The 21755-nt window shown below is 26.2% G+C and carries 20 protein-coding genes; 3 read left to right on the forward strand and 17 right to left on the reverse strand.

The features are described 5' to 3' along the window. Positions 1-54: 54 nt before the first annotated feature. From MCOLE_RS03025 to MCOLE_RS03110, 17 genes are all read right to left on the reverse strand, one after another. Positions 55-906: a hypothetical protein gene (locus tag MCOLE_RS03025; RefSeq protein ID WP_100671319.1), complete on the reverse strand. Its 852-nt coding sequence runs from the start codon at positions 904-906 to the stop codon at positions 55-57. Between the two features lie 20 nt (positions 907-926). Beyond that, on the reverse strand, positions 927-1496 hold the full coding sequence (locus MCOLE_RS03030) for a hypothetical protein (RefSeq protein WP_100671321.1): 570 nt from the start codon (positions 1494-1496) through the stop codon (positions 927-929). A gap of 9 nt (positions 1497-1505) precedes the next feature. Next, positions 1506-2990, reverse strand: a complete 1485-nt coding sequence (locus MCOLE_RS03035; protein WP_100671323.1) for an MFS cation transporter — start codon at positions 2988-2990, stop codon at positions 1506-1508. 1 nt (position 2991) lies between these two features. Next, the gene (gene argS, locus MCOLE_RS03040; protein WP_100671325.1) at positions 2992-4653 is read right to left on the reverse strand and encodes an arginine--tRNA ligase; all 1662 of its coding nucleotides are present in this window, start codon (positions 4651-4653) and stop codon (positions 2992-2994) included. Between the two features lie 50 nt (positions 4654-4703). Next, positions 4704-5249 carry a ribosome recycling factor gene (gene frr, locus MCOLE_RS03045; protein WP_100671327.1) on the reverse strand — a complete coding sequence of 182 codons (546 nt, stop codon included), beginning with the start codon at positions 5247-5249 and terminating at the stop codon, positions 4704-4706. 11 nt (positions 5250-5260) lie between these two features. Further along, positions 5261-5977 carry a UMP kinase gene (pyrH, locus tag MCOLE_RS03050; protein WP_100671329.1) on the reverse strand — a complete coding sequence of 239 codons (717 nt, stop codon included), beginning with the start codon at positions 5975-5977 and terminating at the stop codon, positions 5261-5263. 405 nt (positions 5978-6382) lie between these two features. Beyond that, positions 6383-7123, reverse strand: coding sequence for a polysaccharide deacetylase family protein (locus MCOLE_RS03060; protein ID WP_100671333.1), 741 nt, complete (start codon positions 7121-7123; stop codon positions 6383-6385). A gap of 44 nt (positions 7124-7167) precedes the next feature. Further along, the gene (locus MCOLE_RS03065; RefSeq protein ID WP_100671335.1) at positions 7168-7728 is read right to left on the reverse strand and encodes a hypothetical protein; all 561 of its coding nucleotides are present in this window, start codon (positions 7726-7728) and stop codon (positions 7168-7170) included. Between the two features lie 2 nt (positions 7729-7730). Then, the gene (gene tsf, locus MCOLE_RS03070; RefSeq protein ID WP_100671337.1) at positions 7731-8624 is read right to left on the reverse strand and encodes a translation elongation factor Ts; all 894 of its coding nucleotides are present in this window, start codon (positions 8622-8624) and stop codon (positions 7731-7733) included. 34 nt (positions 8625-8658) lie between these two features. Beyond that, on the reverse strand, positions 8659-9459 hold the full coding sequence (gene rpsB, locus MCOLE_RS03075; RefSeq protein ID WP_099651406.1) for a 30S ribosomal protein S2: 801 nt from the start codon (positions 9457-9459) through the stop codon (positions 8659-8661). Between the two features lie 198 nt (positions 9460-9657). Then, entirely contained in the window at positions 9658-11703 is a 2046-nt protein-coding gene (locus MCOLE_RS03080; protein WP_100671339.1) for a hypothetical protein, read from the reverse strand. Between the two features lie 17 nt (positions 11704-11720). Next, the gene (locus MCOLE_RS03085) at positions 11721-12629 is read right to left on the reverse strand and encodes an RluA family pseudouridine synthase (RefSeq protein ID WP_167373857.1); all 909 of its coding nucleotides are present in this window, start codon (positions 12627-12629) and stop codon (positions 11721-11723) included. Then, the gene (locus tag MCOLE_RS03090) at positions 12629-13615 is read right to left on the reverse strand and encodes a CPBP family intramembrane glutamic endopeptidase (protein WP_100671343.1); all 987 of its coding nucleotides are present in this window, start codon (positions 13613-13615) and stop codon (positions 12629-12631) included. Before MCOLE_RS03090 ends, MCOLE_RS03085 begins: the two co-directional genes overlap by 1 nt. 77 nt (positions 13616-13692) lie before the next feature. Next, positions 13693-13962 (reverse strand): HPr family phosphocarrier protein, encoded by a 270-nt coding sequence (locus MCOLE_RS03095; RefSeq protein WP_099651410.1) that lies wholly within the window; start codon positions 13960-13962, stop codon positions 13693-13695. 75 nt (positions 13963-14037) lie between these two features. Beyond that, positions 14038-16209 (reverse strand): ATP-dependent helicase, encoded by a 2172-nt coding sequence (locus tag MCOLE_RS03100; RefSeq protein WP_100671345.1) that lies wholly within the window; start codon positions 16207-16209, stop codon positions 14038-14040. Beyond that, positions 16202-17038 carry an RDD family protein gene (locus MCOLE_RS03105; RefSeq protein WP_100671347.1) on the reverse strand — a complete coding sequence of 279 codons (837 nt, stop codon included), beginning with the start codon at positions 17036-17038 and terminating at the stop codon, positions 16202-16204. Before MCOLE_RS03105 ends, MCOLE_RS03100 begins: the two co-directional genes overlap by 8 nt. Before the next feature lie 5 nt (positions 17039-17043). Beyond that, positions 17044-18003 (reverse strand): glycosyltransferase, encoded by a 960-nt coding sequence (locus MCOLE_RS03110; RefSeq protein WP_100671349.1) that lies wholly within the window; start codon positions 18001-18003, stop codon positions 17044-17046. 171 nt (positions 18004-18174) lie between these two features. Between MCOLE_RS03110 and def the strand changes: the two genes are divergently transcribed. The 3 genes from def (at position 18175) to MCOLE_RS03125 (ending at position 21729) form a co-directional block, all read left to right on the forward strand. Next, complete coding sequence (gene def, locus MCOLE_RS03115; RefSeq protein ID WP_100671351.1) at positions 18175-18777, forward strand: peptide deformylase; 603 nt, start codon at positions 18175-18177, stop codon at positions 18775-18777. A gap of 145 nt (positions 18778-18922) precedes the next feature. Further along, positions 18923-20689: a ribonuclease J gene (locus MCOLE_RS03120; protein ID WP_100671353.1), complete on the forward strand. Its 1767-nt coding sequence runs from the start codon at positions 18923-18925 to the stop codon at positions 20687-20689. A gap of 89 nt (positions 20690-20778) precedes the next feature. Further along, on the forward strand, positions 20779-21729 hold the full coding sequence (locus MCOLE_RS03125) for a hypothetical protein (RefSeq protein ID WP_100671355.1): 951 nt from the start codon (positions 20779-20781) through the stop codon (positions 21727-21729). Positions 21730-21755 lie beyond the last annotated feature (26 nt).

Raw genomic sequence — 21755 nt, forward strand, 5'->3', positions numbered from 1 at the left:
TATTTTATAATAAATTGACCCTTTTTTCCTATTTATTAACTTGATTTAACTTTATTAACTTGATTTAACTTTATTAACTTGATTTAACTTTATTAATTTTATTAACTCGTCATCATTTTTTAAATCTCTATGCATTTGAATTAATGTTCTTGATACTAAAATAAAAAGTAATTCAGTTTCTAACGCTATATTGTATTTTGATTTGGGATCTGTGAAAGAGTGTTCAAGATTATTTCTTAACTTTCTAATATAATGGAAAGATACAGACTTGTTTAATGTTTTTAAATATTCAGCAAATGCTAATTTTCTAACTGTTGTTTTAAATAAAGGCATTGATACAGAATCGAAATCTTTTGTAAAAATATAATTGCTCTTTATGTCAATGGTTTTAAGGTTATACTTGTTAACAAGAAAAACATTAATAAACATTAATTTATCAAAAATTGAATACAAGTATTTATATATTACTAACTGATCATGAAATTCTAATTCATTGACTGCAAAGCGTTCATTAACACTATCATAATACTTATTTTTTGTTGATTTGTTTATGTAATAATTAACAATCATTTTAATTTCTGAATAAATATAAAAATTAAAAAAGTAGTTTTTAATTGTCATTAATGAAAGCAGAGTTTTTAAAAGATATAAAAACTCGTGAGTATCTTTTGTTGAAGGAATAATTTTATTTGGCTTTATGTCGATTTCAAGAATTCGATTATTTTTAATTAAATTAATATTTAATCTATGAGAAATTGTTGAATCTTTTAAAATTACTTCATCAATCATATTACCTATAAAAAATAATATATCATCAGCTTCAGACTGTTTAATTCTTTTGTTTTTAACAATTTTAATTAATTGCTTTATTTTTTCACAATGCTCATTAAGCTTTAATTCATTCATATAATTTCTCCCTTCTTGTTTTATTTAGTCATTACTTCAAATACATTTGCATGTCATTTATATATTTTTATAAAAATTTCATTTTGTTCTCTGAAAAATTCCTTAACAACTTCACCAGTTATTTTATTTTGTAGTTGAGGATTTTCATTGATTAGTTTTTCATTTGAAAATATTTCAACTTGATTTCTTATTCATTTAACTAATTTAGAGGCATGTTCTTTTTCTTCTTTTGTTAAAGTCTTTTTATTGTATTTTATTTCAAATTCATCTTTTAAGTTTGAATTTAATGTTTGATAATGAATAACTTCTTTAAACATCGTTTCTCTTATAGCTTCTTTAAATTTTTCTGAAAAATTTACTATTTCATTTTGTTCTATAAATAACATTCCAAATAAATCAGATTGTTTAACAAATTCATGATCATTATATGTTGCTATTTTATTTACTGTCGATTCAAACTTAGTTAAAAGATTTTCGCTTATTTTTAACTTATTTTTACTTTCAAAATACTTAATAAAATCACGAAAAACTTTATTATTTAGCTCTTCATTAATTTTAATCTCACTTAATTTTTCTAAATTGTTTTTCATGATTCCTCCTTATTCAATAATGATTCTTGAATTAATTTTTTTCTCCACAGATTGTTTTTCATATTCTGAAAAAATGTGTTTTATGTTTGTATAATCAATAAACTCTGCAATCACTTGATCTATTCATAATACTGTTAAGAATAAATAAATACTATTTATAAAGAATAAAGCTGCAGCCATTATTCTAATAACTTTTTTTAAGTTTTTTACAAATGCAATAATATTTTCAATATTTGTTTCAGTTATGATTGATTGAATTGATTGATATGTAAATAATCCTGTTTTTGTATAAATAATAGAATTAAAAATAAAAATAACTGAAAATTGTCCAAGTAGTAATGCTGAAGCTATAAAGCCTGTAACTGGTATACCTTTTGATGCACGATAGTTTCACATAATTGCAAAACCAAATCACATGTAGAATAAAACAAAATATGCAGATCCAAAAATTAAGTTGGAAATAATTATTCATACTGAATTAATAACAAATGTTGAAATTAACAGTGTTAAACCTGAAATAACAATTAATGCAAAAATTAAATTTTTTACACCTATTTTAGGTAACATAATTTTATATAATGTATATCCTATTGCAAACTGACCTAAAATAAATAATACTTGGTATTTTCTATCTAATGTTTCAAGTCATTCTACACTATCATTACCAATTTTTGAATTGGCAACAAAATACATTCTAAATATTGGGGATTGTACAAAACCATAAATAATACCTAATATCAAAGTAAGTATGATTAATTTTACCAATGTTGATTTTGAATATTTTATTAATTCTTCTTTTAAAACTAGTCTGAATTCTCCGATTTTATTTTTATTTTCTGAACCATTTTTAAAACTAATTAATAATGACAGTAACAAAAGAATAACTACTAAAATATTTAAAACAATTATTTTATCTGTAACAAAATAATTCATATTTAAAATTCAGTTACCTATAAAAGTTGCAAATGTAATTACAAATCCAATAGCGAATGAAACTTTTAAGGCAAATAGTCTATTATATTTTTGTTCATTTAAATATAAGAAATATAAACTCTGTGATGAAATACTAATACCTAATATAATTGCTTGTAAGATAATTATTATTTTAAATCAAACCGCATCATTTGAAGGGATCAATAATAACATAGATGCAATAATTGAAGCTAAAATTGAAGCTCTTATTCAAATATTTCTGCTTTTTATTTTTCCTGTTATTCATGTTGCAACAGGTTTAAGTAAAATTGCAAACAACATTGAACTACCAAACAATAGTAAAATTACAACCGTTGCTGATGGCATTTTATGAAATGCTTCAGTTAATATGTTTGAGTTTTCCTGAATTAAGATTGCATTAATAACTCAAACAATCAATGTTTGAATATAAAACCAAAATAACTTCTTTTCAAAATTTTGTTTTTTATAAATAAAATATAAAAAGGCCAATCCTAAAATAATAATTAAAGGAACTACAAAAATTAAATCTCAATTATTCATATTACATTGTTTCTAAAGCACTAACACCAATAACAGTAAATGCATTAGTTAATACTTGTAAAACTGCTAAAACTAATCCTAGTCTTGCTTCACTTATTGGTAAATCTTTTTCATCAAGAATTTTTGTATCAGCATAGTATGAATGAAATTGCTTACATATAGTTTGAATGTATTCACAAATCAATTGTGGTGCTCTATTCTTAGCTGCCATTTGAATTACTTGGTTAAAATTATCTAAAGTTAATAATAATTCTACTTCTTTTTTATTTGATAATAAATTTGTTTCTTCTAAATTAGCTTTAATATTTTTTTGTTCAGCTTGATTTAAAATTGAATGACATCTTGCTGTTGCATATTGTGCATAGTAAACTGGGTTAGTTGCATTTTTTTGTTGAACTAGGTCTAAGTCTAAGTCCATATGTGAACTACTTGATTTAGATGCTAACATATATCTTAAAGCATCTTTTCCAACCATTTCCATAATATCAACTAATCAAACAGCAGTTCCTTTTCTTTTACTCATTTTGTATTCTTGACCGTCCTTGATCAATCTTACCATTTGTACCATTTCAATTTCTAAAATGTCTGGATTATGACCTAATAATTGTAAACCAGCTCTCATTCTTTGAATATAACCATGGTGGTCTCCACCTCAAATATTAATTAGTACATCAGCTTTGGTTCTATCAATTCTGATATTATGTGTTGCTAAATCTGGAACAATGTAAGTTAAGGAACCATCTTTTTTAATTAACACACGATCTTTGTCATCACCAAATTCAGTTGTTTTTAATCATAAAGCTCCATCAGCTTCATAAATTGCATTTTTTTCTTTGTACTCTTCTAAAAGTTTTTCAATTTGATTTGTATCATACATTTCTTGTTCACTTGAATAGTGATCAATTACAACTCCAAAATCTTTTAATTGTTTTTTAATTTCAGCTAAGAAATATTCTGTAGCTTCTTTTCTAAAAATTTGATGAACTTCAGGATCAGAAATTGCAGTTTCTGTAAAAGTTAAATTTTTAAATTTATCTCCATATTTTTCAATCATAGTATTAGCTAAATCATCATAGAAAGTTCCACCATAAGTATTAGCTGGTTTTTCCGCTTCAATTCCCAGTGCTCATAGATAATGAACAAAAACAGTAACAGCTAAAATATTAATTTGATTTCCTGCATCATTTGTATAATATTCAGTTTGCACTTCATAACCATCAAATTTTAAAACTTCTTCTAATACAGAACCAGTTACAGCATTTCTTGCATGCCCAACGTGTAAATATCCTGTAGGATTTGCTGAAACATATTCAATATTTATAATTTTATTTTTACTTTTATTTTTACCATATGCTTCTTTTAAAGTTGTTATGTTTTTAATAGTTCTTGAAAGCAATTCTGTTTTTACTTTAATATTAATAAAACCAGGTCCTGCTATTTCAATTTGATCATAATAATCTTTTTGCATTAATTCTTCTTTAATAGTTTCTGCTAATTGAACCGGATTTTGTTTTAGTTCTTTTGCACTCATTAAGGCAAGAGTTGTAGAAAAATGACTATCAATATTATTTTTGTTTATTTCAACAATTGGTTCCTTTGTTATATTCATTTTTTTAGTTATTGCTTTTAAATCCTCTTTAACGATATTAATTATGTTATTCATTTTGTTTCCCTTTCTAAGGAAAAAACATTTGCTGAACAAATGTTTTATCTCTATATTGACATTAATTCTTTTTCTTTAATTTTTGATATCTCATCTAATTTTTTGATATTTGAATCTGTTAATTTTTGCACGTCAGTTTCAATGCCTTTAACAACATCTTCACTAATTGATTTATCTTTTTTAGCTGCATCAATTGAATCTCTACGTATATTTCTAATACGCACTTTAAAGTTTTCTAATTCTTTATTCATTTTTTTAACTAAGTCTTTTCTAATTTCTTCTGTTAATGCAGGAATATTAATTCTTACAACTTCAGCATCAGAAACTGGATTTAAATTTAAATCTGATTTGTTGATTGCAGCCACTACTTCTTGAATTAAACTTTTATCTCAAGGTTTAATTACTAATAGTTGAGGTTCTGGTGTTGAGATTTGTGCAGTTTGGTTAACTGGTGTTGGAGTTCCATAGTAATTAACCATAACTTTATCTAACATTGTAGCACTTGCTCTACCTGTTCTAATTGTTTTAATGTGATCTTGTCACGCAGCAACTGTTTCTTCCATTTGTTGTTCTGCTAATAATAAAATTTCATCCATATTTATTTCCCCTATTCTTCTATAATTGTTGATTCTAAAGAACCTTCCATAACTTTAATAATGTTATTTGGTCCTTGCATGTCAAATACTTCGATTGGAAGTTTTGCATCTTTTGCTAATGTTGCTGCTGTTAAATCCATTACACGTAATTGTTTATCAGCTATTTCACGATGAGTTAATTTTTCATAAAATTTCGCATTAGAATTTAAGTTTGGATCTGAATCATAAACTCCTTTAACTCCATTTTTTGCCATTAATACTGCATCAGCATCAATTTCGATTGCACGAATTACTGAATTAGTATCTGTTGTAAAGTAAGCGAATCCTGTACCTCCAACAAAAATTGAAATGTAACCTTCATTCATTTTTAATCTAGCTCTTTTAAAGTTATAATCATCTGTCACTGTTTCAATTGGTAAAGATGAATAAACATTAACTTTGTCATAGCCTAAACGTTTGATAGTTGATTCTAAAGCTAGACCATTCATAACTGTTGCTAACATTCCCATGTAATCAGCGTTGATTTGTGGCATGTCAATATCAGTTCCAAGTTTACCTCTTCAGATATTTCCTCCACCAATAACAATTCCTAATTTTAATCCATTTTTTGCTAATTCAACAATTTGTTTAGCAATGTCTTCCAATTTTTCTTTGTTGTAAATTTCATTTTCACTTTTTAAAGCTTCACCACTAAGTTTTAATAAAACTGTACTATATTTATATTTCATTTAAAATACCTCATTCATCTTATTTATTATACCCAAAAACACTAATAAAAAAAGTATTCATAATTGAATACTTAGCAATATATTATGTCTTACAAACGTTTTCTTGTTTGTTGTTAAAAAATAATAAATATATTATTAAAATAATACTCAAACTTTCTAATGATAAAGTTAGTCAGTTTAATAAAACCCAAGTATTATAAAGTAAATTCATAGAAATTATAGTGTAGATAAATAATATTATTGAAATTACCAATAGAATAATAGCACTTCAAAAATTGATTATTATTTTTTTACTTTTATTAGTCTTTATCTTTATAATATTAAAAATTGATACATATAAACCAATAACAACAATAAATAGAGCACTAATTATTTGAATGATTTCTATTGCAGAGTATTTCATAATTAACTACCTAACTTTCCATAATTTTGATAATAATGATTTGTATTTTGCGTAAAGTTAGCAAACTTATATCCTTCACTTTGTAATGTTTCTAAAAATTCTGGTAGTCAAACTTTTGCATATTCTCTTGTGTGCGCAACTAGTATTTTTCCATTTGATAAATGTGAATAATATTGTTTTAATATTTTGTCTTTCCCTGTTTCTTCTCCTAAATAATCTGTTCCTAAATATCCTCTAACTCAATAAGGATTACCAACTTTTTTCTGAACATAACCTAAACCCCTATAGTATTGTAAATAAGGCATTCTTATAGGTATATCTTTAGTTTCAATTGAAATTCCATTTTGTTCATATATACCTTTGATTAAATTATTAACATCATTTAGTTCTTTAACAAGTTGTGTTTGATTGTTTGTATATTTATTATGATAATATGAATGATTTCCTAAGGAATGTCCATCTTTTATCATTCTGTCAACAACTTTTTTAATTCCTGGATCACTATCATATTTTTCCAAATTGACACCTGTCATAAAAAATGTAGCCTTAACGTTATATTGATCCAAAATATTCATTATTTCTCAATCTTCAGTTGCAGATGGCCCATCATCAAATGTTAGCATTAAAACTTTTTCTTTTGTTACAATTTTGCCAACTTCTTTATTACTTTTAAATGAAGATAAACTAAAAATAAAACCTGCAAGTATTGTAAAAACGATTAATATTTTAATTGATTTTTTCATAATATATTTTCCTTTTTAAAAAGCACTCATGGGAGTGCTTTAAGTTATTTATTTCTAATTGTTTTATTATGATATGCTAATGCATCTTCACTATCAACTTTAATACCTGTGATTTTTTCATCAAAGAATGACGCATCAACCATTTTTGTACTAAATTTAACTTTTTTGACTACTCTTTTACCTTGTTTATAAAAAACAAAAATATTTGGTGTTCTAGTATCACTAATAATTTTAACAATGTTTTTATTATCTATTTTTTCTCCAATTAAGTTGATTGATTCTTTTGTTAAAGCAACCCCATAGTATGGGATAAAAAAGAACAATGAAATAACTGAAGCAGCAATACAAATCATTCCAATAATTGTTGTTATCATTGCACCTGTATTTGAATTTAAAATATCTGGTTTGTAAATGACTGCAGTAACAATTCCCATAATTTCAGCAATTGAAATTAAAGAAACAGTAATGATTGGTAAAATTAAACCATATTTTTTTGACTTAGTATCAATTTTTTTAAATTGGTAATAGTAGAATGTAAGTGTTAATAATAATAGTGATGAAATACCAATTAACACAATGCTCATAATTAAAAATTTTGAACTCATAATTAGTTACCTAATTGAGCAGCTACTTCACTTGCAAAGTCAGTAACTACTTTTTCAATTCCTTCTCCAACTTCATATCTAATCATGTCAATTAAAGTCACTTTTTTAGATTCTAAGAATTGTCCTACTTTGAAACTTTCATCAACAACATATTGTTGGTCTACTAAACTAATTTCTGATAAACGTTTTGATAATTTTCCTTTTAAAATGTTTTCTAAAACATTTTCAGGTTTACCTTGTAATTTTGGATCTTCTTTAGCCTCAGCTTTGATGATGCTAAACTCTGATTCTTTAAATTCAGCAGGAATTTCTTCCATACTTTTGTATTGTGGACTCATTGCTGCCACGTGCATAGCTAAGTTATATGCATCTGATGCATCAAGAGTTCCTTTAAAGTTTAATACAACTGAAACTCTTTTGTTTGCATGGTTGTATAAAGTAGTTGTGTTTCCAGCTTCTTTTGCAATTAAAGTAAATCTTCTTAATTGAATTTTTTCTCCAATTGTTGCTGTAGCATTTACTAATACTTGTTCAATTGTTTCACCTGAATTTGTTGTTAATGCTAATCCTTCTTCTAAAGTTTTCGCATCTGATGCCAATAATACATTAGCAATTTCATCAATTAAGCTGATGAATTTTTCGTTTTGAGCAACGAAGTCAGTTTCTGAGTTAACTTCAAGAATAACAACTTTTTTGTCATCTTCTTTAGCTAAAGATACACCTTCAGCAGCTACACGGTCTGATTTTTTAGCAGCTTTTGCTAATCCGTTTTCTCTTAATCAAACGATAGCGTCATCGATGTTTCCATCTGTTGCTTCTAATGCTTTTTTACAGTCCATCATACCAGCTTGTGTAATTTCTCTTAATTCTTTAATTAATTGTGCGTTTACAGCCATATATGTTTTCTCCTTTTGTTTTTAGTTTATTTTATTAGTTATTTGTTTTTTCAGGTCTATTTCAACTTCTGTTGTTTGAGTAGTTATTTTCGCCTTCTGTTCTTTCACGTTTAACAACAACTGTTTTTAAAACTGAAGGTGCTAATTTTAAGTTAGCTCCATCAGCGAATGCGTCAACTAAAGCGTTGATCATAATATTTACTGATTCTTGTAAATCATCGTTTGCAGGAATTGGTAAAGTTACGATATCTGGATCAACGTTTGTGTCACATAGTCCGATTACTGGAATGTTTAATTTAATTGCTTCTTTAACAGCAATTTCATCTGATTTAGGATCTACAACAATTAATGCAGCAGGTAATTTACGCATTTGTTTGATTCCACCTAATGATTTTTCTAAGTTAGCTTTTTCTTTTAAAATTAAGATTTGTTCTTTTTTAGTTCTTAAAGCTAATTGTCCATTTTTTTCTGATTCTTCAATTTCTCATAAAGCTTTGATTCTTTTTACGATTGTTTTGAAGTTTGTTAAAGTTCCACCTAATCATCTTTGGTTAACGTAGTAGTTACCTGATCTTAATGCAGCTTCTTTAACAGCTAATTTAGCTGAACGTCTTGTTCCTACGAATAAAACTTTTTCACCTTTAGCCCCGATTGATTGAACTAATTTTTCAGCTTGTCTTAATTGAATTAAAGTTTTTTCTAAGTCAATTACGTGGTTTTTTGATTTTGACCCATAAATAAATGGTGCCATTTTTGGATTTCATCTTTTTGTTTGGTGACCATATTGAACACCAGCAGCAGATAATTCATCTCTTGTTACTTCTTTGTATGCCATGTTTGTACTCCTTCTTTTTTGTATTTGTTAGGCTTCCAAGTGATTCGAACACTACCACCCTTTTTACTAATTTGGGCACTGGGTAAATGAATTCTCACTTGTGATTGAATATCTATTAATTTTGTTAAATAATCAACTTATAAAATTATAGCAAAAAAAGCCCAATTTTTAAAGGACTTTTATTTTTAAGATATGTAGTTATTTCTTACTTTTAGTTTTTACTGGTGTTTTTTCATCACCTTTTAAAGTATAAACCTTAGGTGTATTTTTGTATTTATATCTTTTTTCAAAATAACTTTCATTATCAAGAACTTCATTATTTTCTTCGATTTGATCATATAAAGATTTAATTATTTGATCATTTTGTACTGATTCTTCCTCTGCATTTATACCTGCATCAATGAATCTAGCAATCTTAAGTTTACTACTATTTTTTTGAACAATTTGTTTAATAATAGGTAAGTTAACTATAATATTTAATCCAATTTTTGGTCTAAATATTAAAGGTAAAATAATACAAATTGGTAAACTTGTTATTCCTGTTATAACAAGAACACTAACAATCGTTGGAATAGATATAGATTCAACAATAACTTTAATTTCATCTCCAGTAGGATCTGATATTGTAATATTAATTAAAGCAAACTTACTTAATCCGTAGTTAATAAATAAAGATGTTGCGATAATCGGAACTAATAAGAAAATAAAATTAGGTAATACGTTTTTTAGTGATGAATTATATGTTATATGAGTTCATGTAAATGATCACAAGAAAAAATATGCAATCATCATGAACACTAATTTAATTATGTAAAAATATTTAATCATTTTAGGGATTCAGTTAGTTTTATTTCCTGCATTAAATGCAAAGAAATATAAAAGAACCAAAGTTAATCCAGCAATTACTAGGTATCAAATAGCAATTAAATTTAATCATTTAGTTGTTCTACTTTCAATTCCTTTTGCTTGAACTAAAACATACTGTCCTTGAACAATAATAATTGCACTAGTTGATAAACCAAATAAAATTGAGAACTCTTGTCCTGAAAAAATGTATTTTAAAGCTTCTGCTTGATAAATTGCGCTTGTTGGTTCAGTTCCAGCAAAATCCTTAGCTATAACGCTTCCAAATAGACCTGTTGTTACAAATGGAGTTAATATAGAAATCATAACAAAACTAAATGCAGCTACTATATACGTATATAATTCATAGTTAGTATAAGTTTTTCATTCAATTCTTCCTTCTTTTAAAATTTGAGAAATAAAATATTCTCTGAATGAAACAATGAAGTTCAACATGATTATTCTAATATTGATACCAACAATCATATAAATTGAAAGCATAGATGTGGTTTTAAGTCCTGATGCCCCTAAAACAACTAAAAGTATAATAATGTCTGCATTCATTAAAATATTAATTCCCAATGAAGAGAAGAATAATTTTGATGATTTTCTAACTAAGTTGTGATCATTAAAATCTGAATAAAATTTAATTCATGGATACTTTCTTTTTACATAAACCATTATCATGAAACCACGAATAAATGGATAAATAACAATTGGTAAAAATACTAATACCGGACTAATATAAATTCCTTTAAAGTTGATCCAACTTAGCAGTGAAATGATTAACATATAAACAATTACGTCAGTGAAAAGTATAATAGCTCTTCTTAAATAGTTTTGTTTATCTGCTTCAAGAACATTTTCATAAATACCAAATATTGATGAATTAACAACTTGTTTGAATCCAAAGAAGAAACAAACAAAACCTAATTCTCATAAATGTATTGTTCCATTTTTTGCTGGTGTTGTTAAACTAGTCATAATTGGATCACCTTGTAAGAAATGAGGTGCCAGAGCGATTTCAAGTGGATATAAAATTGAAATTAATGTTACAAATAATAATCCTCTTCAAAGTTTATTACGATATTTCCTTTTTGCTGTTGAGAAAGATTCATTTGCTGTAATTCAATCTTTTTCCATTATTGGCTTAGCCATTAAAATAACTGTTGTTATCCCCAAGGCTCCTTCACACGTACCTCCGATGATAGCAACTGACATAGAAATTCTTACGAATCCGTTAAATTCAGTACCATAGGCACTCAAGATTCAATAAATCATAAGAATTTGAATAATAGTATTAGTTAAAGAAATTGCAACTCCTACTAATGCACTTCATACACTAGTTCTTGCCGATGTCTTTATAACAACATTATCTGTTGCTGTAGCTTCAAGTTGCATTTCTCCACCTCCTATTCTTATCAGGTTGGTTCTATTTCTATAATTTTACCATTTAGATTTTCTAAATTTCCTTCAAAACCATTGAACACTAATTTATTAGCAAATAAGAAAATCATTTTATTATTGTTAATAATTGTTCCTGAATATCTTGAATCATTAATGATTGATGCTCCATAGTATTCTAAAGTAGCTCTAATTTGATGTTTTCTACCTGTTAGAATTTGAACTTCTAATTCTGTTTGTTCATTTGTTACATCTAAACTAACAACATTAAATATTGTTGTTGCTTCCTTATAATCTGTTCTAAATTCTTCGCTAAAAACTGATTTTTGAATAATAGGATCATACTTAATTCATCCTTTAGCGACTAAGCTTTCAGTAACTGGAACATCAATTCTACAACGATAGTATTTTTCAATTTTATCTTTGTCTTGAATTGCTTCAATCATAACATCATGAGTTTGCTTGTTTTTGGCATACATTATTAAACCTGATGTTAATTTATCTAATCTATGAATATGACTAATTACATATGAATTTTCTTCACTTGGATTATATTGTTTTGTATCAAATAGATAATTTTTAACAATATCATCCATACTTGTTTTAACTGGTGAATGGACTTCAACATTATATGGTTTTTTAACTATTAATAAATTTGTATCTTCGTAAATAACATCAATATCATAATTCGACAATTTTTTAAAATCATCTCTTAATACTGGTTTATTGTTATCATAAACTACAATTACATCATTAGTTTTGATTATATAATCTTTATCCTTAATTCTTTTATCGTTAATTTTAATATCACCTTTTCTTAGTCATTTGTAAATAACTGAAAGTGGTGTTGTTTTATAGTTCTTTTTTAAGAACTTAAATAATGTTTGATTATCATCATTTTGGTTTGCAATAAATTTGTTCATTAGTTTCTCCCTGCAATCATTAAAATAAAAGTAATAAGGTTTGATCCTAAATGAACTAATCATGAATAGGTTATGTTACCTTCTGTATAAATAAAAGTTGTTGATAAGATAATTCCTGGTATTAAGTAAATATAAATGTTTTCTATATCACCCATACCTACATGAACCATAGCAAATGCTAGTGATGAAACTACCATTGCAAATCATTTATTTCCAACTCCTGTAAAGATTGAATCTCTAAATGCTAGTTCTTCAACCATTGGTGCTACTATAACGCTAAAAATAAAAAGTAAAATAGAATAGAAAATTTTAACTGTCATTGAAGAATTTTTATAAATATCTTCAAGTGCAGATTGATTAGCTGTTTGTGTTTCAATAAAACTTAAAGCATAAGATGTTCCAAATAAAATTGCAGTCATTATTAAAACTACTATTAAAATTCTTTTTCATTCTTTTTTTAAAGTTAAAAATATTCTATCTTTTAAAAATGGTACTTTTATGAATAATATTATTCCAACAATTATCTCAGCAATTATTTGTAGTGTCATTGATACAAATTGTGCAGCTACCTTATTACCATTTAAACCAGATAAACCTAAAATTAATGAACCTAATATAATCACAAATAAAAATGGTAATACTATAAAAGCATATATACCAAATGCATTTGTTCTAGTGAAAAGCTCATTATCTCTTTTATATAAAATAAAACAACCAATTGCTGAACAAATGATCTGAACTGAAACAAATACAAGATTTATAATGTTTTGAGTATCATCAATTGTGCTTGCATTTACTGTAAATTTTAAAATTATTAGAATTAATAAAGGCACAAATAAAACTGAACTAGCAAATATTATTCCATCAATTAAAGGATTGAAAACATTAAACTTAAATTTAACTTCTTGTGGTAATTCATCATGAAATTTAACTTTATTTATTGTTGATTTCATAAAGTTTTTAAATTTATTTATTTTTACTTTCATGTTTCTCCTTTTTATCTTTGTCTAATTAATTAAAACATATAAAAAAATTGCTTAAAGCAATTTTAATTAATTTTTTATTAACCTTCAATTAATGCTGCTGAAATCATTGCTTCTTTAATTCCTGCAACAGCTGCATCAGCATCTGAACCTTCAGCAATAATAGTAACTTCGTCACCACTTTTAATTTGCATTGATAAGATATTCATAATTGATCTTAAATTTCCAGTTTTTGATCCTGAAACAATTTTAACATCAGATTCAAATTTAGAAGCTGCAGAAATAATTGCAGTTGCTGGTCTTGCGTGTAATCCAATTTTGTCAGTAATAACTGCTGTAAATTGTGCCATTTAAATTTCCTCCTGTATTTTTTAATACCTTATAATTATAACAATAAGTTCTATCTTTTATCAATTCTTGTTAAATTAATTTTTCTTTGATATAGTTGAATCATTAACAGATATAGGCATAATTCCATAACTTGAACTAAAAGCTACTTTCATAGTTTGTCCATTTATTTCAACAATTACACCATCTCCAAAAATCATATGTTCAATGATATCATTTTTTTCATAACCTATATTTGCTTTATTTTGCAAGCTTGAGTTAGTTTTTCCAAGATGGCTAATGTTTGCAAATGGGTTTGAACTTTTTTGATACTTACCTTCAAAGTGATATAAATCTTGATCAAACTCTTTAATGAATTTTGAAGGTGCTAATTCTGATTGAGAAATAAATGAAAATTCCCCTTTTATGTATGTAATGAATACTTTTTCTTCAGCACGAGTAATAGCTACATATAAAGTTCTACGTTCTTCTTCTATTTCTTTAGCAGAGTTAGCTGATAATCTTCCGGGGAATACATCCTGATTTAACCCAACAACAAAAACAACTTTATTTTCTAAACCTTTTGCTGCATGCACTGTTAATAAAGTTACTTTTTGAGCTTCAATATCATCTGCATCAGAATTTAATAAAGCTTCTTCTTGTAAATATGAAACAATTTTTTCAATTGAATTTTCTTCAAAGTCAGCTGGTTGATAAGATTTATCAAAGTTTTCTAATTGGTCATATAATGATTCAATGTAGCTTATATCTTCTTTTTTTTCTGTATCGATTAATTTCTGCATATAACCAGACTCAACAAGCATATATTGTAATGTTATTCTAATATTTTTGCTTTCTTTGTAAACATTAACAGATTTTGAAAGTACATTTCTTATAGTTGTTAAATGTTTTGAGACTTGATTGATATGTAATTCATCCTCGTTAACAATTAAATCATAAAGTGATACATTCATATCGTTTGCTTTTTCTTTAAGTTTCTTAATTGTTACATCACCGACTTTTGGAATACTTTTTAAAACTCTTTCAACAGCCTGTTCGTCTTGAGTAGCCAATGTTCTCAAAAATGCATTTGCCTCTTTAATAACTTTTCTATCTTTAAAACGAATTCCTCCAATTAATTGAAAAGGTATTTTATTGTTTTGAAATTCTTTTTCAAATTCTTGTGATCATGCATTAAGTCTATATAAAACAAAGATATCTTTATATTCATATCCTTCACTAATTAATTCTTTAATCTTTAATGTCACATATCTTGCTTCATCATTTCTTGTTTCGCATTCTTTAACTATAGGTAAATCACCTGAAGCATTATTTGTAAAAATATCTTTTGCTTCACGATTCTTGTTATTATTGATAAAATCATTTGCTAAATCTAATATTTTTTGAGTTGATCTATAATTTTGATTTAGTGTGATACTTACCCCATTTGAGAAAGCTTTTGTAAAGTTTAAAATAATATCTACTTTAGCTCCTCTTCACGAATAAATAGTTTGATCTGGGTCTCCAACAACAGTTAAATTATTCTTATCTCTTGTTAAAAACTTAATTAAATCAAATTGTAAATCATTTGTATCTTGAAACTCATCTACCATAACATAATCATATCTATTTCTTCATTTTTCAAGAGCTTCAGGGTACTCATTAAAAAGTTTAAATACCAATACTTGCAAGTCATTAAAATCAATTGAATTTATTGTTTTTAAGTAATCTTCATACTTTTGGTATAGTGTTGCAATTGCTCTTTCAAGTCCACTGTAGCATTCTTCCATTGCTTCAATTGGTGAAATTAAATCATTTTTTCAATTTCCTATTCTGTAAATTATTTTCTTCTCTGTATATTTTTTTAATTCTGTTAAATGACTGAAGTGTTCATTTATTAAGCTTCTAATGATTGCAATTTGATCTCCTTGATCAATGATTAAAAAGTTTTTATTTAGTCCGATTAGTTCAAAATCTTCTCTTAAAACTCTTGAACATCAAGCATGAAATGTTGAAATATGTGGGTTACTTGTTAAATCAGGTATAATTTTTGCAACTCTATCACGCATTTCTCTAGCTGCTTTATTTGTAAATGTAACAGCAAGTATTTTATAGGGAGGCATTTTTAATTTATCTATTAAATATGCAATTTTAGTTGTGATAACTTTAGTTTTTCCTGAACCTGCTCCTGCAACTATTCTCAACGGTTTATCTGTGATTGTTACAGCCGCCAATTGTTGTTCATTTAATTGCACTAATAAATTATTCATGACTTTCTCCTTTTTCTTTTTGATCAATTTGTTTTTGATTTTTCTTTTCAAGTTTTAAGTTCTCAGTTAGGCTTGGTTTATCAACTTGTATCGAACTGTAAAATTCCTTTTCTTCAGAATTACCAATTTGATTCAATATTTCTTCGCTAAATTTACCTGGTGTTTCTTGCAGAACAGATTTATCTGATATTTTGGCATACCTTTTTATTTGTTTTGATTTTTCTAAAACAACAATTATTTTGTTTTTCATGTCTACAGATGATTGATGATTTTTTTGTAGTTTAATTGATAATCCTATCGCTACGTTTCAAATCATAAAAATTCAATAATTCAATTGATAAATTATGTAACCTGAATTAACAAAAATATCATTTTTAGTTTCATCATATTTCATCATTAAGAATAAAAATAAAATATTACCTAAATATAATAGGCATCAAGGCATTAAAATGAATCATAATTCGCGTTCAAATACATCTTTAAATCTTATTTTTTCGTCTACTTTAAATTTCACTAGCTTTATTTTAAAAATAATTTTTCCTACTGTTTTACCCTTTAAAAAATAGGGAAATAAAACAAAGTAGGAAAAATTTCATATTAAAGCTGTTGAAAAAATTATAAATAAGAAAATTCAATTACCTTCCTTAGCTTGATCTTTAAAAATATATCCTAAAATTAAAAATAATAAAGAACTAATAATTAAATCTGTAAGTCTTGCAAAAAATACTTTTCATAAACTTGGTAAATAAAATTCATTTTCCCTTAATGCATTTTTTTCTACCTTAGATAATTCATAATTTATATCAACAGTTTTTTTTACTTCTAACATAACAACTATCCTATTTTTTTAAGTTGTTCATTAATAAAGCTATTGAAATTTTCCATTCTGATTGTGAAGTCTGGATTTGCGTTTTCTAAGAAAATTGCATTTTGTGTAGTGAATTCTTTTACTTTTCTATCAAGTTTTGTATTAACAAATAAAATAGCTTTTTTGTTAATAACAGGATTTTTGATTCTTTTTGATAAGTTCAAGAAGTTATAAGCCATACAGTAATTTGCTGCATAGTTTAATTCATCTTTAAATTCTTTGTATGTTCCTATTCTTCTGTAGTAATTTAAAACATGAGGTCATTGGTTAACAATATCGAAGATTGAATATTTTGGTACAGATACTTTGTGTTTAAATAAAGAATCTCCTGATAAGTAAAAGTTTCTTGAATGAGCAAGTGACATGAATAAAAATAACATATCAAATCTAACATTTTTTTTAAAAGTAATTCTAAAGTCTTTAATAAATTTACTTCTGAATAATTTACCATATATTTCTTGAGTTATGTAAGCAAAAACTTCTCTATTTTCTTGTAAATCGTATAATTTATTTGTTTCTAATAAAGGTTGTGTTTCACCTTCAAATAAATTTGATTGTTCATATTGAACTTCAATTAAATCTATTTTGTTTTCACTTGATTCAATAATGTCTTGAACTTTTTGAACATAGTTTTCATTAATTAAGTCTCCTTCTTTTAAGAAGGAAACGTACTCTCCACGAGCTAGTTCAATTGCATTATTTCAGTTTAAAGATTCCCCTTGACCTTTAGAATTAAAAATTAATATGATTTTGTCGTTTTCAATAAATTGATCTCTAACAAAATCTATAGCTTCTTTTTCTATGTTTGGTTCATCAACTATTATAATTAGCTCATATGAGTCATTAGTTTGTTTTTTTAATGTATTAATTGTTTTAAATAATTTTTCTTCTCTAGCTTGACTAGATATAATAAATGAAACTAACATTCTTTCACCTCTCTTGAATATAACTATATATATTTTACACTAAAAGGTATTTTTTTGTTATTTATTCTTTTAACTACTTATCAATATATGCAGTAATTTTTTTAAATTAAATTTCATATATAATATTTAAAAGCAAAAATATATATTTTTTTAAATTATGAAAGGAATAAAATGAGCATTAAAAATTATTTATTACAAACTGAAATACCAACAAACAAATGACTTACAAAAGATGATAACAAAGAAATTATTAGATCTGTTTCTTCAAAAGTTAATGATGTTAATAATTTAACTGAAGACGAAGAATTAACAATGAAAAAATTAATTGATTTTGTTGTTGCTAGTCAAGATGAAAAATTTAACTATGAAGGCAAAGAAGACTATTTAAGACCTGCTGTGGGGCTAGCTGCTCCACAAATTGGGGTCAATAAAGACATGTTTTACATCAGATTTAATTTACCTAATGACAAAATTGAAGAATATGCAATGATCAACACTGAATACATCGCTAAGTCTTCAAGATTAGCTGCTCTTGAAGAAGGTGAAGGATGTTTAAGTGTTGATGAAGATAAACATGGAATAGTTCCAAGAGCCTGAATAATTTCTGTTAAAGGATTTGATTGATTAAAAAAAGAATGAATTGAATTAAAACTTAAAGACTACCGTTCTATTGTTTTTCAACATGAAATGGATCACAATATTGGTAATCTATACTATGATCACATAAATAAAGAAGATCCTGAGTTTATTGGTGATGATTGAGTTATCCTTTAATTTGTGATAATATCAATTTAACAAAAAAGCAAAATACATATTTGAATGTTAAATCATTATATTTTAATTAATAATTAGAAAAAAATTTAATAGTTAAAACATAAGTTATGTTTATGTATGTTTATTTTATGTAAATGGAGGAAAAATGGAAAAGGAAAAAAATATTTCTACAAATCAAATTATTGAAAAAGAAGATTTTGAACCTTTTGTTTTTAAACAAAAAGAAGTTCAAAGAAAATATATTAAAACTGAATCACCAACTAAAGTGTTTGCTTTGGGTGGGCTTGAAGAAATTGGTAAGAACACTTACTGTATAGAACATGAAAATGAAATTATCATGATTGACGCAGGAGTTAAGTTTCCTGATGATTCAATGTTAGGAATTAACGCTGTTATTCCTGATTACTCATATTTAAAAGAAAATGAATCAAAAATTAAAGCTTTATTTATTACTCATGGGCATGAGGATCACATTGGTGGAATACACTATTTAGTTAAACAAGTTAATATACCTGTTATTTATGCACCTGAATTAGCTGCTGCCCTAATTAGAGACAGATTAAAAGAACACAAATTAACAGATAAAACAATTGTTAAAGAATATGTTGCTGATGATATTTGAGCAACCAAAAACTTACGTGTTAGTTATGCTGCTTTAAACCACTCTATTCCAGATGCATTTGGTATTTTAGTTGAAACTCCTAATGGAAATATTTTTTCAACAGGGGATTATAAATTTGACTGGTCACCTTTAGGACACTTTGCCGAATTGAGTAAATTAGCAAGTATGGGTGATAAAGGGATTGAACTTTTGATGTCAGACTCAACAAATGCTGAGGTTGAAGGTTATACACCTGGTGAAAAAGGAATCATTGAAAACATTGATAAACTTTTCTTAAAAGCAAAAGGAAGAATCTTTATTACAACTTTTGCCTCAAACGTTCACCGTATTCAACAAATTGTTGAATTAGCTAATAAATATGATAAAAAAGTTGTTATCCTTGGTAGATCTATTGAAAGAATTATTAAAATAATTCGTCAAATGGGTCACTTAAAAATTAATGACAAAATGTTTATTAAAGCTAATGATATTGATAAATATCCGGCTAATAAAATTATGATTATCTCAACAGGTAGTCAAGGTGAGCCGATGGCTGCACTTTCAAGGATTGCTACAAATAGACACCAATCTATTTCAATAATTCCTGGTGACACTGTAATTTTCTCATCATCACCAATTCCAGGAAATAGAGCTGATGTTGAAATCTTAATTAATAGATTAACTAGAATAGGCGCTAATGTTATTGAATCTTCACCAAACAATAGAATTCATACTTCTGGTCACGCTAGTCAAGAAGAACAAAAATTATTATTTACATTATTAAGACCTAATTATTTTATGCCAATGCATGGTGAATTCAGAATGTTAAAAAAACACATCGAAACAGCTGAATCAGTAAATTTAAGACCTGGGCATGGATTTGTAATGGCGAATGGTGATCAATTAGAATTATTACAAGGTAATGCTCAAATTGGTAAACGAGTTGACGCTGATGCAATTTATGTAGATGGAAAAGATATGACTGCTCATGCTTCAAATATAATTAGAGAACGTGATATTTTAAGTAAAGATGGATTAATATCAGTTGTTGTTTCAATTGACTCACAAACCAACAAACTATTATGTGCGCCAAGAATAATTTCACGTGGAAGTTTTTATGTAAAAGATTCAGGAAATATTATTAGTGAGGCAATTACAATTGTTACAGAAGCAATAAATGAAGTATTAAATTCTTCTAAACCAACTTTTGGGGCAATTAAGAAAGCAATTAAACAATCACTTTCACCTTACATTTTTAAAACAAAACGCAGAAATCCATTAATTATTCCAGTTATATTGAACAAAAAATAAAAAACGATTAGATCGTTTTTTTTATTAACTTATACATTTATAAATAAAAATATTATAATTAATCTAACCATGAAAGGAGATTATCAAATATGGCTATAAATAGAAATTATGGTAGAAGTTATATTCCTAGAGGGTTCATAAAGTTTGCTCAAATATTAGGAACAGCTGTTACTGCCCTTATATTAATAATGACAATTTACTTTTTCTCAAGCGATGAGTTCTTAGCTTCAGGAGATCCAACTACAGTTACTTGAAGTTCATTAATAATAGGTATTGAAATATATTTCTTATGAAAATCAATTTATTCAGCTTATGTAATTATTAGTTATTTAAATAAAGCATCTGATGAAGAAATCATTGCTAATAGATATATACTAGCAGTTTTAAGTGTTGGAGTTGGAGGATTAATTACACCTTTTATCTTAACTTCAATGCCAAACATTGAAACTCAATCATCAATGAATCCAAGAGCTTTCTTAGCAAAACACTTAGGTTTAACAATGCTAATTGGCTTTACATTATTTTTAGTATCATTTATTTCAATTACTTTATCAACTGGAATTACTTTTAGCGAATTAATCGATACAACCAACGAATTTGGATTAATTGGTTTCTTAGCAATTACATTATCAATTGTTGGATTTTTAATTGGTGTTTTAGGATTTGGATTGTTTTCAAGAAATAATTCATCAGATTTAATGAAAGAAAAAAATTTACAAGGTTATACAATGCAAATTGTTGGTGTAATTTTCACAATTATTGCAACATTAGAATTAGTGTTCTTAATTATAATGGCAATCTTTAGATTAATTGGTGTAATTTTCCAATCATTCAGTTATATGAATCGTTATGATGGATTCTTCAAAGTTTTTGCAATATTCTTAGCATTTTCAAGAATTGGTTTTGAAATTTGATATGTTACATGAGTTGTATCAATGTATTCAAAAATTATTTCAGGTCTTTGATCAAAAGAACAAGTTATTAAAATTAATAACTTTGAAAAAGTTGATGAAGCAAGAGTTCAACAACAAAATGCATAAAAAAAGTGGATTAAAATCCGCTTTTT

It is taken from the genome of Mesoplasma coleopterae (genome assembly GCF_002804245.1).
GTDB lineage: Bacteria > Bacillota_I > Bacilli_A > Mycoplasmatales > Mycoplasmataceae > Mesoplasma > Mesoplasma coleopterae.